General features: G+C 72.2%; 13 protein-coding genes. 4 read left to right on the top strand and 9 right to left on the bottom strand.

Features of this window, described 5'->3' with window-relative positions; genetic code table 11:
* Nucleotides 1-114: 114 nt before the first annotated feature.
* From ACZ38L_RS14350 to ACZ38L_RS14315, 8 genes are all read right to left on the bottom strand, one after another.
* Entirely contained in the window at nucleotides 115-1,320 is a 1,206-nt protein-coding gene (locus ACZ38L_RS14350; protein WP_465692646.1) for a glycosyltransferase, read from the bottom strand.
* A 34-nt stretch (nucleotides 1,321-1,354) separates the two neighbouring features.
* Nucleotides 1,355-2,536 (bottom strand): nucleotide disphospho-sugar-binding domain-containing protein, encoded by a 1,182-nt coding sequence (locus ACZ38L_RS14345; protein ID WP_465692644.1) that lies wholly within the window; start codon nucleotides 2,534-2,536, stop codon nucleotides 1,355-1,357.
* Between the two features lie 114 nt (nucleotides 2,537-2,650).
* Nucleotides 2,651-2,914 carry an acyl carrier protein gene (locus ACZ38L_RS14340; RefSeq protein WP_465692642.1) on the bottom strand — a complete coding sequence of 88 codons (264 nt, stop codon included), beginning with the start codon at nucleotides 2,912-2,914 and terminating at the stop codon, nucleotides 2,651-2,653.
* Between the two features lie 61 nt (nucleotides 2,915-2,975).
* Complete coding sequence (locus ACZ38L_RS14335; protein WP_465692640.1) at nucleotides 2,976-4,235, bottom strand: ketosynthase chain-length factor; 1,260 nt, start codon at nucleotides 4,233-4,235, stop codon at nucleotides 2,976-2,978.
* Nucleotides 4,232-5,500 (bottom strand): beta-ketoacyl-[acyl-carrier-protein] synthase family protein, encoded by a 1,269-nt coding sequence (locus ACZ38L_RS14330; protein WP_465692638.1) that lies wholly within the window; start codon nucleotides 5,498-5,500, stop codon nucleotides 4,232-4,234. Before ACZ38L_RS14330 ends, ACZ38L_RS14335 begins: the two co-directional genes overlap by 4 nt.
* Nucleotides 5,501-5,555: 55 nt before the next feature.
* Nucleotides 5,556-6,374 carry a thioesterase II family protein gene (locus ACZ38L_RS14325; protein WP_465692636.1) on the bottom strand — a complete coding sequence of 273 codons (819 nt, stop codon included), beginning with the start codon at nucleotides 6,372-6,374 and terminating at the stop codon, nucleotides 5,556-5,558.
* Nucleotides 6,371-7,144, bottom strand: coding sequence for a cyclase family protein (locus ACZ38L_RS14320; protein ID WP_465692634.1), 774 nt, complete (start codon nucleotides 7,142-7,144; stop codon nucleotides 6,371-6,373). The genes ACZ38L_RS14325 and ACZ38L_RS14320 overlap by 4 nt, the downstream gene beginning before the upstream one ends.
* A 172-nt stretch (nucleotides 7,145-7,316) precedes the next feature.
* Entirely contained in the window at nucleotides 7,317-8,135 is an 819-nt protein-coding gene (locus tag ACZ38L_RS14315) for an AfsR/SARP family transcriptional regulator (RefSeq protein WP_465692632.1), read from the bottom strand.
* Between the two features lie 269 nt (nucleotides 8,136-8,404).
* Here ACZ38L_RS14315 and ACZ38L_RS14310 point away from each other — a divergent pair, with 269 nt between their 5' ends.
* From ACZ38L_RS14310 to ACZ38L_RS14295, 4 genes are all read left to right on the top strand, one after another.
* Nucleotides 8,405-8,560 (top strand): hypothetical protein, encoded by a 156-nt coding sequence (locus ACZ38L_RS14310; protein ID WP_465692630.1) that lies wholly within the window; start codon nucleotides 8,405-8,407, stop codon nucleotides 8,558-8,560.
* 2 nt (nucleotides 8,561-8,562) lie between these two features.
* Nucleotides 8,563-10,854, top strand: coding sequence for a TOMM precursor leader peptide-binding protein (locus ACZ38L_RS14305; RefSeq protein WP_465692628.1), 2,292 nt, complete (start codon nucleotides 8,563-8,565; stop codon nucleotides 10,852-10,854).
* 34 nt (nucleotides 10,855-10,888) lie between these two features.
* A complete protein-coding gene (locus tag ACZ38L_RS14300) occupies nucleotides 10,889-11,533 on the top strand; it encodes a hypothetical protein (protein ID WP_465692626.1) in 645 nt (214 codons plus the stop codon).
* Between the two features lie 171 nt (nucleotides 11,534-11,704).
* Nucleotides 11,705-14,017 (top strand): sensor histidine kinase, encoded by a 2,313-nt coding sequence (locus tag ACZ38L_RS14295; protein ID WP_465692624.1) that lies wholly within the window; start codon nucleotides 11,705-11,707, stop codon nucleotides 14,015-14,017.
* A 221-nt stretch (nucleotides 14,018-14,238) separates the two neighbouring features.
* Here the strand turns inward: ACZ38L_RS14295 and ACZ38L_RS14290 are convergent, their stop codons facing one another.
* Nucleotides 14,239-14,844 (bottom strand): response regulator transcription factor, encoded by a 606-nt coding sequence (locus ACZ38L_RS14290; RefSeq protein WP_465692774.1) that lies wholly within the window; start codon nucleotides 14,842-14,844, stop codon nucleotides 14,239-14,241.
* Between the last annotated feature and the right edge of the window lie 138 nt (nucleotides 14,845-14,982).

The raw sequence follows: 14,982 nt of genomic DNA, 5'->3' as shown, positions 1-14,982 counted from the left end.
TTTTTTTTGTTTCCCTCCCCCCCTCCACAGGGGGGGAGGAGGGGGGCACCAACACGGAGGGGATCCGGGGCCCCCCCCCCCCCCTCTCTCCCCCTCGCCGTGCGTGCCACCGGCTCAGGCGGCGATCGCCGCGCCCCGGCCGTGGTGACGTTCCACCAGCTCCTCGATGTCGCGGACCAGGTCCTCCACGGTGGGCAGCGCGAGCATCTCCCGCTGCATCGCCGCGACCCGCCGGGAGTAGGCGGGGTCCTCCAGCAGGGTCCTGGTCGCCGAGCGGATCTCGTCGGGTGTGACGCTCCGCGCCGGTGCGGTCAGGCCCAGCCCGAGGTCGGTGCAGCGTTGGGCGGCGTACGGCTGGTCGTCCATGATCGGCACCAGCAGCATCGGGGTGCGGCTGCGCAGCGCTTCGCGGATCCCGCCGTGTCCGCCGTGGGTGATGAACACGTCGCAGCCGTCCAGCAGCACGGCCTGCGGGATCCAGTGGTTCACCAGCCGCACGTGCGGCGGCACGGGGCCGAAGCCGGCCGGGTCGCGGTCGGTACCGATGTGCACGATCGCGGAGCAGTCGGTCGTGGACAGCCCCTCGACGATCGCCCGCAGCGCTCGTTCGGAGAACTCCTGGAACATCGGCGTCACGGTGCCGATCGCCGCGTAGACGACGGGCTTGTCGGCGGGCAGTTCGCCGAACCAGGCCGGCATGCGCTCGTCGGTGATGTCGGGCGCGGACTGCCGGTAGTGCCGCAGGGTGCGGGTCTCCAGGTCGTCCTGGGTGTAACTGCGGGGCAGCCAGCTGACCAGCAGGTGCCGGTAGCAGGTCAGGTCGTCCGGCTCGGGCGGCAGGCCGAGCTCGCCGCGCAGGCGGTTCAACGGCTCGCGCACGACGGCCTGGGACAGCAGATGGGTCGAGCCGCTGGCCACGGTGACGTGCGGGATGCCCAGCGCCTCGGCGGCGAGGTAGCCGCCCAGTTCCTCGCCCTCGCGCACGATGAGATCCGGCTTCCAGTCCTCCGCACCGGCGATGATGTCACGCGCGCAGCGCAGCGGCGGGTTGCCCAGCATCCCGGCCTGGACCAGGCCCTCCTGGTACCCGTGGTGGTCGCCGCGCATCAGCGGCCGGCCCACGGCGCGCAGCAGCTCGGGGTCGGTGGACCATTCGGACCCGGCGGGCCGGAACCGCAGACCGTAGTTCACGGTCTGCTCCCGCATGCCCTCCGCGGAGGCGACCGCCACCTCGTGCCCGCGCCGCGCGGCGGCCTGCGCCAGCGGGATCAGGACCCGAAGGTGTGATGTGCCCATGTGGGCGGTGAACAGGATACGCATCAGTGCCTCCAGGGGGTCCGTGTGACGTGGTGGCTCATGAGCAGGGTCTCCCGGCGGCCAGCCGTTCCAGGTCCGTCACCAGCCGCGCCGGCAGCGGCATGGCCCGCATCTCCCGGGCACAGTCGGTCGCCTGGGCGGCGTAGCCGGGGTCACCCAGCAGTTCGGTCAGGGCCGCGCGCAGCTGCGCCGGATCGTGCTGTTGGTCGGCCCCGACCCGCAGACCGGCCCCGCGCGCGGCCAGGCGTTCCGCGTAGACGGCGAGCGCGGGCAGCGGCTGCGGCAGCACCAGCTGCGGCAGCCCGAGCCGCAGCGCGGTCAGGCCGGTGCCGGCGCCGCCGTGGTGGACCAGCGCCGAGCAGCCGTCCAGCAGCAGGGAGAGCGGTGCGGGCCGGACCAGGCGCACGTTGGCGGGCACCGGTCCGAGGCGCGCGGCGTGCCGCTCGGTCAGGGTGATCAGCGCGCGTACCCCGTCCAGGCCGTCGAAGGCCTCGGCCAGCGCGGCGATGCCCTCGACCCCGCACTCCTCGACGGTGCGGGCGCTGTAGGAGACGCAGACGGTGCGCTGGCCCGGTACCGCGCGGACGGTCGGGAAGTCCCCGGCACCGTTGTACGGCACGAAGCGGATCGGCCGCCCCGGCTCGGTCCCCGGCGCCACCAGGCTGGGCGGGCAGGGGTCGAGCAGCAGCGCGGGGTCGGGCAGGCCGCCGGACGAGCCGCTCTGCTCGGCGAGGGCCCTGAGCGCCCGGCGGGCCGGTTCACGGGCCTGGGTGGTCAGCAGGTCGGGGCCCCAGCGGTGCAGCACGGCGGGCACCTGGAGCGCGCCGGCGACCAGCGGCCCGCTGAACTCCAGCGGATCGGAGATCACCAGGTCGGGCTGCCAGGCGCGGGCCACCTCGAGGTAGCCGTCGACCACCCGGCCCACCCGCTGCTGCCAGTTCGCCGCCAGCTTGCCCCAGTCCGGCTCCCAGCCGGCCCCGCCGGCGGGCTTCGGGAGGGGCGGGACGGCGGGTGTCGCGGCCGTGGGGCGGGGCGGCTGCGGCGGGCGGGGCAGCGCGCGCACCGGCACCGTGTGCAGGCCCGCGGCCCGCGCGGTCTCCACCGCCACGGGCTCTCCGCACAGCAGTACCTGGTGCCCGGCCGCGGAAAGGGACCAGGCCAGCGGGACGATGGGCAGCAGATGGCTGTTGACGGGGGTCACCACGAGCAGGACGCGCACGACTGGGTTCCTTCCCTTCCTCTGGTCGTCAGTGGTTGGCACGGCTCGGCTGATCGGCGCAGCGGCCGTCCCCGGAGACCGGGAACGGCCGCTGCGCCGGAGCCCGGGCCCGAATCAGGCGGCGAGCCGGTGCCCGGCCGCGGCCAGGCCCTGGTTGATGAACTCCAGCAGCAGGCGCGGGGTCTCGGCCTCGGCGAGGGTGTCCTCGGAGAGCTGGAAGTCGTACTCCCGCTCGATGCGACCGGTGGTCTGGAGCACCGCGAGGGAGTCGTAGCCGAGCTCGCCCAGCGGCACGTCCAGGACGTCGCCGTCCAGGTCCACGCCCTCGGCCTCACCGGCGCATTCGCGGAGCAGAGTGGTCAGTTCGGTGAGCGTCATGACAGCACCTTTCGATGGGTGTTCGGAAAACCGTGGTTCTGACGTTGGAGGGGCCGGCCCGTCACCGGGCGCCGGCGGTGATCACGGCCGCGGCGTTGAAGCCGCCGTGGCCGCGAGCCAGCACCAGTGCGGTCCGCACCGGGTGCGGGCGGGCCTCGCCGACCAGGTCGAGCCTGATGCCCTCGGCGAGGCGACCGGTGTTGACGGTCGGTGGGATGACCTGGTCCCGGATGGAGAGCAGCGCGGCGGCCACGTCCAGTGAGGCGCCGCCGGCCGAGAGCCGGCCGGTCATGGTCTTCGGTGCCGTCACGGGGATCGCCTCGGCGCCGAAGACCGCGCTGATGGCGTCGGCCTCCTGCACGTCGAGTTCGGGCACCCCGGCGGCGTCGGCGAACACCACGTCCACCTGTTCGGGCGTCACTCCGGCATCGGCCAGGGCGAGTTCGATCGCACGGCGCAGCGACGGCTCGCCGCCGGTCCTCGGCGCCGGGTCGAAGGTCGCCGCGTACCCGGCCAGTTGGCCGTAGACGCGGGCACCGCGCTCACGGGCCACGGCCGCGTCCTCCAGGATCAGCAGGGCGCCGCCCTCTCCGGGGACGTGACCGCCGGCCTCCTCGTCGAACGGCAGGTAGGCCCGGTCGGGCTGGTTGACGCGGCTGAGCCGGGCGCCGGAGAGCTGCGCGGTCCAGCCCCACGGGCAGATCGCGCCGTCCACGCCGCCGGTGACCATCAGCGCGCTGCCCTTGCGCAGCTGCCGCCGGGCCTGGCCGATCGCGTCCAGGCCGCCGGCCTGCTCGGTGACCAGCACGCCGCTGGGACCGCGCATCCCGTGCCGGATCGAGATCTGGCCGCTGTTGGCCGCGTAGAACCAGGCGAACGACTGGTACGCGCTGACGTACTGGCCGCCCTTGCTCCACAGCGCCTCCAGCTCGCGCTGCCCGAACTCGAAGCCGCCCGCCGAGCTGGCGGTGACCACGCCCGCGCCGAACTCCGGCAGGTCGGTCGCGGTCACCCCCGCGTCGTCGATCGCCTCCTTGGCCGCGGTGAGTGCGAGCCGGGTCATGTGGTCGGTCTGCGGCAGCAGCCGGCTCGGGATGTGCTCGGCGGGTACGAAGTCCGGCACCTCGCCGGCCAGCCGGGAGGGGTAACTCGCGGGGTCGAAGCGGCTGATGGTGCGGATGCCGCTCTGGCCGGCCAGGGTCGCCGACCACCAGGCCTCGGTGCCGAGCCCGTTGGGGGCGGTGACGCCGATGCCGGTGAACACGGCGGACGTCGGGCCGGTCCGTGCCTCGGCGGGCCGATCTTCCAGTACCTCGGTCATGCCGTCCTCCGTCCGGGCCGGGTGAGCACCATGGCGCTCTGGAATCCGCCGAAGCCGCTGCCCACGGTCAGGACCGTGTCGGCCCGGGCCTCGCGGGCGGTGAGCGGGATGTAGTCCAGGTCGCACTCCGGGTCCGGCTCGTGCAGGTTGGCGGTGGGCGGCAGCACCTGGTGCTCGATGGCCAGCGCGCAGGCCGCGATCTCCAGGGACCCGATGGCGCCCAGTGAGTGGCCGATCATCGACTTGATCGAGCTGACCGGTGTGGCGTAGGCGTGCTCGCCGAGGCTGCGCTTGAAGGCGGCGGTCTCGTGCCGGTCGTTCTGCTTGGTGCCCGAGCCGTGCGCGTTGATGTAGTCGACGGCGGTCGGAGCCAGCCGGGCCTCGTCCAGCGCGACCCGGATCGCCTCCGCCATCTCCTTGCCGTCCTGGCGCAGCCCGGTCATGTGGTAGGCGTTGCTGCGCGAGGCGAACCCGGAGATCTCGGCGTAGATCCGGGCGCCGCGGGCGCGGGCCTGCTCCAGCTCCTCCAGGACGAACACCGCCGCGCCCTCGCCCAGCACGAACCCGTTGCGGGTCCGGTCGAAGGGACGCGAGGCGTGCGCCGGGTCGTCGTTGCGCGGCGAGGTCGCCTTGATCGCGTCGAAGCAGGCGACCGAGATCGGCGAGATCGGCGCCTCGGTGGCGCCTGCGATCATGGTGTCGGCGCTGCCCTCGCGGATCAGCTCCACCGCGTGGCCGACCGCGTCCAGCCCCGAGGTGCAGCCGGTGGAGACCACCGCGGTCGGGCCCTGCGCGCCGGCCGCCCAGGCCACCTCCTTGGCGAAGGAGGCGGGCACGAAGTAGTCGAACAGCTGCGGGACCGCGTAGCGGTGGTCGACCACCCAGTCCGCGCCGCCGTTGCTGACCACCGCGTACTCGGTGTCGAGGCCCGTGGTGGCGCCGACCGCGCTGCCGATGGTGACCCCGGTGCGGAAGGGGTCGGTGCCGCCCAGCTCGATACCGCTGTCGGCGATCGCCTCGCGGGCGCTGACCACGGCGAACTGTGCCGCCCGGTCCATGCGCCGGATCTGCTGCGGGTCCAGGCCCGCGGCGACCGGGTCGAAGTCGGCCTCGGCCGCGATCCGGGACCGGAACGCGGAGGCGTCGAAGAGCGAGATGGCCCGGGTCGCGGTGCGCCCCTCGGTGAGCATCGACCAGAAGTTCTTGGTGCCCACACCTCCGGGCGCCACCACACCGATGCCGGTGATGACCACACGCCGGCTCATCGCTGCCTCCTTACGGGCCAGGGCACCCCGGCCCGGGTTCGGACGAGCTCTGTGTTCACGGCCGCATCACCTCTCTGCTCCGTCGGTCGTTGTCCATCACTGTCACAGCGTTCTCTTGATGCACACTCAACTCGTCCCAGAGAGACGGTTGATGGCCGTCACGCAGCCGCCGCGCGGCGTCCCGCAGCTCCAGCGGGGCCTCCTTCTCCCGCACGAAGAAGTGCGTCCCGGGCACCGCGCGCAGCGTGAAGCCGTTCGGCGCGTACTCCGCCCACTCGGCCACCCCGACCAGCGGGGAGACCGGGTCCTGGCGTGCGGCCAGGGCCAGCAGCGGCGCCTCCAGCGGCGTGCGCTCGGCGTCGCACAGCGCCTCGGCGAGCCGCAGGTCGTCGCGGAGCGCCGGTAGCACCAGCCGTTCCCACACCGAGCCGCCCTCGGCCGCCTCGGGCGGCAGCGTCTGGTGCGAGACCAGTAGCCGCAGCAGCTCCTGATCGGGCAGGCTCGCGGCCCGCAGCACCGGTGAGCGCAGGTGCGGCGGCTGGACGGCGCCCACCGCGACCAGCGCCGGGCCGGGCCGCCCGGCCCGTTCCCGGGCACGGGCGTAGGTGTAGGCGACCAGGCCGCCGAGGCTGTGCCCGTAGAACATGTACGGCCGGTCGTCCAGCAGTTCGCCGAGCAGCGCGTCCAGTTCCACCAGGAGTTCGTCCGGATCGGTGATCCGAGCCTCGCGGATCCGGCGCTCGCGGCCCGGCAGCAGGACCGGGACGACCTCGGCGGCGTCACCGATCAGGCTCTGCCAGCGGGCGAAGGAGGAGACGCCGGCGCCCGCGTGGTGGAAGCAGATCAGCCAGGGTGGTTCCACCGTGGCGCTCATTCGTCGATCAGGGCAACGGCCCGGGTCCAGCCCGCTCCCGCGCCAGCGATCTTCACCGGGAAGCAGGCCACCTTGAACCCGAAGGGAGCCGGCAGCGCGTCCAGGTTGGTCAGCCGCTCGATCTGGCAGTACTCGCGCCGGCGCCCGGCGAAGTGGGCGGGCCAGAGCACCGAGCGGTCCCCGGTCTCCTGGAAGCGGCGGATCATGTCGCCGAAGGGCGCGTCCAGGCTCCAGGCGTCGGTACCGATCACCCGGACCCCGAGGTCCAGCAGGTAGTCGGTGGCCGGACCGTCGAGTCCCGCGAAGTCGGTGAAGTACCGTGGTGTGCCCACGAAGCGGGAGGCACCGGTGTGCAGGATCACGATGTCCAGCGGCTGCGGCCGGTAGCCGACGCGCGCCAGCTCCCGCTCGATCCGCTCCCGGCCGATCACGCCGATGCCCGCGTCCCTGACGTCGAGGACCACCGCGGGGCGCAGGAACCAGTCCAGCGGCATCTGGTCGATGTGGCGTGGCACCCCGTAGTCGCCGACCGACCCGTAGTGCGACGGGGCGTCGACGTGCGTCCCGGTGTGGCTGGTGAGGGTCAGCGTGTCGAGCGAGAGCAGCTCCCCGCCGGGCAGGTCGGCCGGATCGAACTCCAGGCCGAAATGCGCCTTCATCTCCTCGGCCATGTGGCGAGCGCCCTCGGCGGGCGTCATGATCTCGTGAATGATCGGATCCGGCTCCCAGCCGGATGCGTCGACCGGAGACGACAGGTCTATGACGGGCACAGCGAAACCCCCTGGATAGGACATCCGTTCGTTCGGCTCACTGTGCGAGGTGATGCTGGAGAGGCGACGGAGAAACACCACGGCCCCGCTCGAAGACCGGGAGAGGTGTACGAGCGGGGCCGTGCGGCACCGGCGGGTCCGGGAGTGGTTCGCTCCGCTTCGGCAGTCCGGCTCAGGCGGCGAACAGGTCGAGCACCGGGCGGGCGGCCTCGCCGGTGAACTCCAGCACGGGGTCACCGGACAGCACGGCCCGCTGCAGCCGCTGCAGCCGTGGGGACGGGTCGACCCCCAGCTCGTCCACCAGACGCCCCCGCAGCGTCTGGTAGACGTCCAGCGCCTGCCACTGCCGGCCGGACCGGTACAGGGCGATCATGCACTGCGCGTGCAGCCCCTCGTGCAATGGGTGTCGGACCGTCAGGGCCGAGAGCTCGCTGATCAGTCCGTTGTGGTGACCCAACATCAGCTCGGCGTCGATCCGCCGCTCCAGCACGCTCAGCCGGCTCTCCTCCAGGCGCACCAGCTCGACCTCGAGCGTCGGCCCGACCTTCACGTCCACCAGGGCCGGCCCGCCCCACAGCGCCAGCGCCTGGCGGCACAGCGCCGCGACGGCTGACGCGTCGCCCTTGTCGCCGGCCTTGCGACTCTCGGCCACCAGCCGGTCGTAGACGTGCACGTCGACCTGCTCGGGAGCGACGTTGAGGAGGTAACCCCCGTAGCGGGTGACCAGCACGTCCTTGCTGCCGAGCGCGGAATCGGGCCCCAGGGCGGCGGCCAGCCGGCGGCGCAGCTGCAGGATGTAGGTCTGCAGAGTGGTGAGCGCGCTGCGCGGCATCTCGTCACCCCAGATCTCCTCCATCAGCGTGGGGACCGGCAGCACCTGGTTCGCGCAGACGGCCAGCAGCGCCAGGATCTGCCGGGGCTTGCCCGCGCTCGGGACGATCGAGACACCCCCCGACTCCGCACTGAGCGGCCCCAAGAGCTTGATGTCCATTGGTTCCTCCGTTGGTGACGCACGTCGGCCCGGTCACTCCGAACAACTCGGGCCGGGTTGACTACCCTTCAGAGGATTCCTTCCGGAGGCCCCTTCGTGACAGTGCGCGGCTCCCGAAGGCGGCATGCGGTTTCACCGGTCGGGACCGTGAAATCTTCACGTGCGCCGCATGACGGCGGCACTGGCCGCCGAGGTGCTCCTCGAGCAGGATCTCTCTCGACCGGTGGCGACGCCCACCGGAGCGGAGACTGACAACGGGGAGATTTGAAATGAGCACCATTCACGTGGGTACGGCGCTGGCGCACGACGACCTGGTCATCGAGGAGTTCGGCCTGGACCTCTGCACCGCCGAGGCCATCGGCTGCATGGTCAGCTCCAGTCTGCCGACCACCCGCCGGGGCGCCGGCGCCAACGCGGCCGCCTGAGCATGGGATCCCAGGGGGACAGCAGCACCGCGCTGCTGGGATTTCGACCGCATCTTCAGGTGGAACACGTGCCGGGAGAGGCCGTGTACGTGATCTCCGACCAGCGGGCCACCGCGCTGCACGGCGAACAGATCGCCCGACTCGCCCCGCTGCTCGACGGCACCCGCCACCTCGAGCAGCTCGTCCGGGACGCCGGCGACGCGCTCTCCGCGCAGCAGACCGAGCGGCTGGTGGCCAAGCTCGCCGCGGCCGGACTGGTCAGTGCCCGCCCGCGGCGGGCCGCGACCGGCGAGGCCGCCGCCGAGCAGGTCTACTGGGAGGCCGCCGGCCTGACCGGCGCCGACGCCACCACCGCCCGGGCCAGCTCGGCCGTGCGCGCCACCGCCGTCGGCGGTACCGACCTCGCCGCGCTCCGGCGGGCCCTGGACACCGCCGGGCTGCGCACGGTGCGCCCTGGTTCCACGGACGCCGCCGACCTCACCGTCGTGCTCTGCGACGACTACCTCAACCCGGATTTGAAGAGCATCGACGCCGCCCACCGCGGGTCGGGTCGCCCCTGGCTGCCGGTGATGGTCCACGGCAGCCAGGTCTGGGCTGGTCCCTTCTTCGGAGTGCCGGAGCAGGCGTGCTGGAGCTGCCTCGCGGACCGGCTCTGGCGCGGTCGGCAGGTCGAGGCGCACGTCCAGCGCGCACTGGACCGCGTCGGGCCCGCCCCCCGCCCGGCCAGCGCGCTGCTCGCGGCCAGCCAGGCCGGCCTGCACCTCGCGGTGCTGGAGGCGGCCAAGTGGCTGGCGGGCCACCGCCACCAGGGACAGCAGGCGCTGTGGACCCTGGACAGCCTGACGCTGCGGGCGAGCCACCACCCGGTGCAGCGCCGCCCGCAGTGCGAGTCCTGCGGTGACCCCGGCCTGGTGTCCGCCCAGGTGCGCGCACCACTGCGGCTCACCCCACGGCGCAAGCAGGACCTGGCCGGCGGCGGTCACCGCGCTCTTACGCCGGAGCAACTCCTCGGCAAGTTCGGCCACTTGGTCGATCCGGTCACGGGCCTGGTCCGGGAGATCCGCCAGGACAGCCGCGGACCGGCGTTCCTCAACTCCTTCCACGCCGGGCTCAACCCGGTGGCTGACCCGCGCGGCATCGGCGGGGTCCGCGCCTGCCTGCGCAGCACCAGCGGCGGCAAGGGCACCACGCCGTTGCAGGCCAGGACCGGGGCGCTCGCCGAGGCACTGGAACGCCACTCCGGCTACTTCCAGGGCGACGAGCCCACCGTGCGCGGCAGCTACCGCGCCCTCGCCCACGACGCGGTGCACCCCGACGCCGTCCAGCTCTACGACCAGCGGCAGTTCGCGGACCGGGAGCGCTGGAACGCCGAGTACTCCGCCGCCCTGCGGGTGTGCGACCGGTTCGACGAGGACGCCGAGATCGACTGGACCCCGGTCTGGTCGGTCACCGAGCAGCGGCACCGGCTGCTGCCGACCGCGCTGCTCTACTACCACGTCCCGCAGCCGGCCGACCGGGAGTACTGCATGGGCACCTCGAACGGCGCGGCTGGCGGCGGCAGCCTGGAGGACGCGGTCCTCCAGGGCGCGCTGGAGCTGATCGAGCGGGACGCGGTGGCCCAGTGGTGGTACAACCGCCTGCGCCGTCCGGGTGTGGACCTGGACGCCTTCGGGGACGACTGGACGGCCGAACTGCGCCGCGTCCACGGGTCGTTGAACCGCGAGGTCTGGGGGCTGGACCTCACCTCGGACTTCGGGATACCGGTCTTCGCCGCGGTCTCCCGGCGACTGGACAAGCCCGCGCAGGACATCATGTTCGGCTTCGGTGCCCACTTCGACCCGCGGATCGCCCTGCGCCGCGCGCTGACCGAGCTCAACCAGCTGCTGCCCAACGTGGTCGAGGCCCGCGCCGACGGGTCCGGTTACGGCACCGGCGATCCCTGGGCGCTGCGCTGGCTGCACACCGCGACCACCGAGAACCAGCCGTTCGTCACTCCCGACCCGGCGCAGCCCGCCACCGGTCCGGCGGACCATCCGTACACGCCCCGCGCGGACCTGCTGGACGACCTGGTCGAGATCGAGGGCCTGCTCCGCGAGCGGGGTCTGGAGTTGCTGGTCCTCGACCAGACCCGGCCGGACGTCGGACTGCCCGTGGTCAAGGTCGTGGTGCCGGGCCTGCGGCCGCACTGGCCCAGATTCGCACCGGGCCGGCTGTTCGACGTCCCCGTGGCACTGGGCAGGCTCACCGAGCCGACCCGCTACGAGGACCTCAACCCCTTCCCGTTCTTCCTCTGACACTCCGCCAACCACAACCGTCGGGAGGTGCCTCGTGAGCATCGGCAGCCTGGGTAACCCTCAGCTCTTCGAGTACTGGTCGCTGCTCGAGGACGTCCAGGTGGACTTCGGCACGGGCCCGGACGCCGCGCTGGACCTGGACGCTCCCGGTGGTCGGCTGTACGTGGCGAGTCCCAGCCGCCTGCTGCGCGAAGCGGTACGCCGCATGCAGCTGGGTACGGTGACCATGCGTAACGTCGTTTCGGACTTTCCCGGCTACGAAACCCCGCCCGAGGCGCCGAGCGAGCCGGCGCGGCGACTGCTCGGGGAGTTGGACCAGTTGGGAGGAGCGATCGTGCGGACCCTCGCCATCGGCGCGGAACCACGGCTCTCACTCGTCCCGCTGCACCTCGGTGCCCGGCTGGACCCGAAGCCGCTCCCGATCTGCCGGGCGGCCAGGGTCGTGCCGTCGGCCGTCGTGTGGCGCGAGGACGACCAGGCGGTTCTGGAGTCGCCCGAGGCACCCTACCGGGCGGAGTTCCACGGGCCTGACGCACTGTCACTGCTGGACCGGCTGACCGGCGAGGAGGCAGGGACCGCGGGGCTCGTCCTGCCGGCTCCCGCGGTGGCCTACCTGGTCGCGGCCGGCCTGGTGGAGCGCGTGCCCCAACTGGAGTGGTCAGGTGCCTCGCCCAGCTGAATGATGGCGAGCTAACGTGTGGGCAGCTGATCAGCCGCACCTCGCTGATCAGCCACGTTGAGTAAGTTTGAGCGGGTATCGCGTGCGCGCGGTACCGCAAGGCCTGCATACGCTGGGGGAGCTTTGAGGGTCATCAGGTTCGGCAGGCGCGCGTCGGACGTACTCCAAGCCGTGCGGGACGACATGTCGGTCCGTCTGGCATTCGCCTCCACCGTGGCGGTGGTTGTGGGCTTCTGCGCCATCGACGCGGCGTTCGTCATCAACGAACGGCCCTCGGTGGGGCGGCTGCTGCTCGCTCTGCTGTGCTTTGTCGTGATCCTGGTCCTGCAGCTCGGCCACTCCTTCCCGGAGCTGATTCCGCTGCTCCGGCGCGCCCGTTACGGGACGCTGGTGCTGCAGGCCGTCGCGTCCTTCGCGCCGATGCTGCTGTTCGGCAAGGCGTTTCTGGGGATGCCGCCCCTGCTGACCGCCTCGGTCCTGCTCGTCCTGCCCCGGCGAACCGCGGTGCCGCTGGCGGTCGGGCTGGGCCTGGCCACCGAGACGGCGATCGTGATGACGGGTGACGGCTGGGAGATCGGCTACGACACCGTGGAGCTGTTCCTGAGCGTCCTGGTCGTGTTCGGTCTCTCCCGTTTCACCTACCTGGTCGCCGAGGTGTACCGGTCGAGGGCGGAGCTGTCCCGCCACGCCGTGACCGCCGAGCGTCTGCGGTTCGCGCGGGACCTACACGATCTGCTCGGGTACAGCCTGTCCACGATCACCCTGAAGTGCGAGCTCGCCAACCGGCTGATCCCGCGTCACTCCGCTCGCGCACAGGCGGAGATTATGGAGGTGCTGCACACCAGCCGGCAGGCCTTGGCGGACGTCCGGACCGTCGCGCGGGGCTACCGCCCGATGTCGCTGGCGGAGGAGGCCGCAGCGGCGCACGCCATGCTGGCCGCCACCGAGATCCGCACCACGGTCGATCTCGCCGAGACCCCGCAGCTCCCCCCGGAGGCGGACACCGTCCTCGCCACGGTGCTGCGCGAGGGCCTCAGCAACATGCTCCGGCACAGCAAGGCCGAGCGGTGCACCATCGCCACCACCCGCACTGCGGGCAACGCCATCCGACTGCGTGTCAGCAACGACGGGGTCGCCCCGGCCGCCGAGCGGGCGGGCCGGAAGGGTGACCAGGGAAGTGGCATCGGCAATCTGACCGCCCGGGTCACCCGGCTCGGCGGCTCCCTCAGCGCCCGTCACCTGGACGGCTGGTTCCAGCTCAGCGCCGAGATCCCGCTCGATCAGGCCGGGGACCGGGACGCGGAAGAGGCGGAGACGGACGCGGCTGTCGCCGGCGAGTTCCGTCCAGCGCCGGCGGTGCGCACCGCCATGGCTCTGACCGTGGCGGCCCTCGTCGCCTACCTCTTCCAGGGCATCGTCTACATGTACGTGGACCAACTGGTGGGCGGGCGTCTGACGGTGGCTTCCCTGCTCCTCACGGTCGGGGTGCTCCTGCAGGCGCGGCAGACCTTTCCGAGGGCGCTGCCCAGCCTGCCGCTGCGGCACCGCCGACTCATCTTCGCCGCCCAGGTCCTGCTCGCGTTCGTGCCGTACGCCTTCTACGGGCAGGCGTGGATGGGCGTCCCGGGCATGGTGGCAGGTACGGCTCTGCTGACCCTCTCGCCGACAGCCGGCTGGGTGGTCTATACCGCGGTCGTGGTTGGCAACCAGGTCCTGCTCTACCACCTGGGCATCACCTCGTTCCCCGACATCGCCTACCTCGCCTTCATGACCGCCATGACCGGTCTGGTCATCTACGGTCTGTCACGGCTGAGCGACCTGGTGGCGGAGGTCCACCGTTCCCGCGCCGAGCTGGCCCGGCACGCGGTGACCGCCGAGCGTCTGCGGTTCGCGCGGGACCTGCACGATCTGCTGGGGTACAGCCTGTCCACGATCACCCTGAAGTGCGAGCTCGCCAACCGGCTGGTGCCACGCGACACCGCCCGTGCCCAGCAGGAGCTCACCGAGGTGCTGCGGACCAGCCGGCAGGCCCTGGCCGATGTCCGGACCGTCGCGCGGGGCTACCGCCCGATGTCGCTGTCCGACGAGGCCACGTCCGCGCACGCCATGCTGGCCGCCACCGAGATCCGTACCACGGTCGACCTCGCCGAGACCCCGCCGCTCAGCCCCGAGGCCGACACGATCCTCGCCACGGTGCTGCGCGAGGGGCTCAGCAACATGCTCCGGCACAGCAGGGCCGAGCACTGCACCATCTCCACCACGCACACCCCGCAGAACACGCTCCGGCTGCTGATCTCCAACGACGGAGTCACCCCGCCCACCGGTCAGCCGGACCGCCGGGACGATCCGGGAAGCGGCATCGGCAATCTGGCCGCCCGGGTCACCCGCCTCGGTGGCACCCTCACCGCTCGCCAGGAGGACGACTGGTACCGCCTCATCGCCGAGATCCCGCTGGACGGCCGGCCGACCGGACGAGCGGCATGACGGGCCGGATCGTGCGCGACCAGCGCGAGTCGGCGGGGCGCGGCCGGGCCGCGACGCTCGCGGCGTCCCCGGCGTCCCCGGCGTCCTGGGCGTCGAAATCCCCCTGGCCGGCCGATCGGCCGAACAGGAGGATTGTCGAGTCCATGTTCAATTTGCGCCGGGTGGGGCAACCCCGGTCTCCGCATACCGGATCGCGGCACCACGGACTGCCGCATACCGGATTACAACCACCCCGATTCACGCGCGATCCGGATCGCGTCCACCCGGTTTCTCGCGTTGAGCTTGGCGGCCGACATGGTCAGGTAGTTGCGGACCGTTCCGGCGGAGAGGAAGAGCCGCTTGGCGATCTGGGTGGGTTCCTCACCCTCCGCCGCCAGCCGCAGCACCTCCAACTCCCGGTCGGTCAGCGGCGACGCGCCCGCGTCCAGTGCGGACAGCGCCAACTGCGGGTCGATCACCCGCTCCCCGGCCATCACCTTCCGGATCGCGTCGCACAACTGGTCCGGTTCGGCGTCCTTGAGCATGAAGCCGGAGGCGTGCGCGGCCAGTGCCCGGCGCAGATTGCCCGGACGGCCCAGGCTGGTGAGGATCAGCGTGCGGCACTCCGGCAACGTGGCGTGCAGCGCCTGTGCCGCGGTGATGCCGTCGGTGCCGGGCAGGTCGATGTCCAGGATCGCGATGTCCGGACGCAGGGACTGCGCTGTGGGCAGGATCTCCGCGCCGGAGGAGAGTTCGGCGACCACCTCCATGTCGTCCTCGAGTTGCAACAGCGCGACCAGGGCGCGGCGCAGCATGTGCATGTCTTCTGCTATCAAAATCCGGATCATGTGTCCCCCGTCCGCCCATTTCCAGCCGTGCGGCTCCGCGGCCACCCGGCCGTTCCTTCGGCCTCCGCATTATGGCCCGCAATCCTGATCGGGACTGTCCCCGAGAGGATCAAGGGGGGGCAAAAAGAGCGGCCGCCG

The sequence above is a fragment of the Kitasatospora sp. NPDC024654 genome, assembly GCF_055559155.1.
This window is presented reverse-complemented; position numbering and strand designations above follow the sequence as displayed.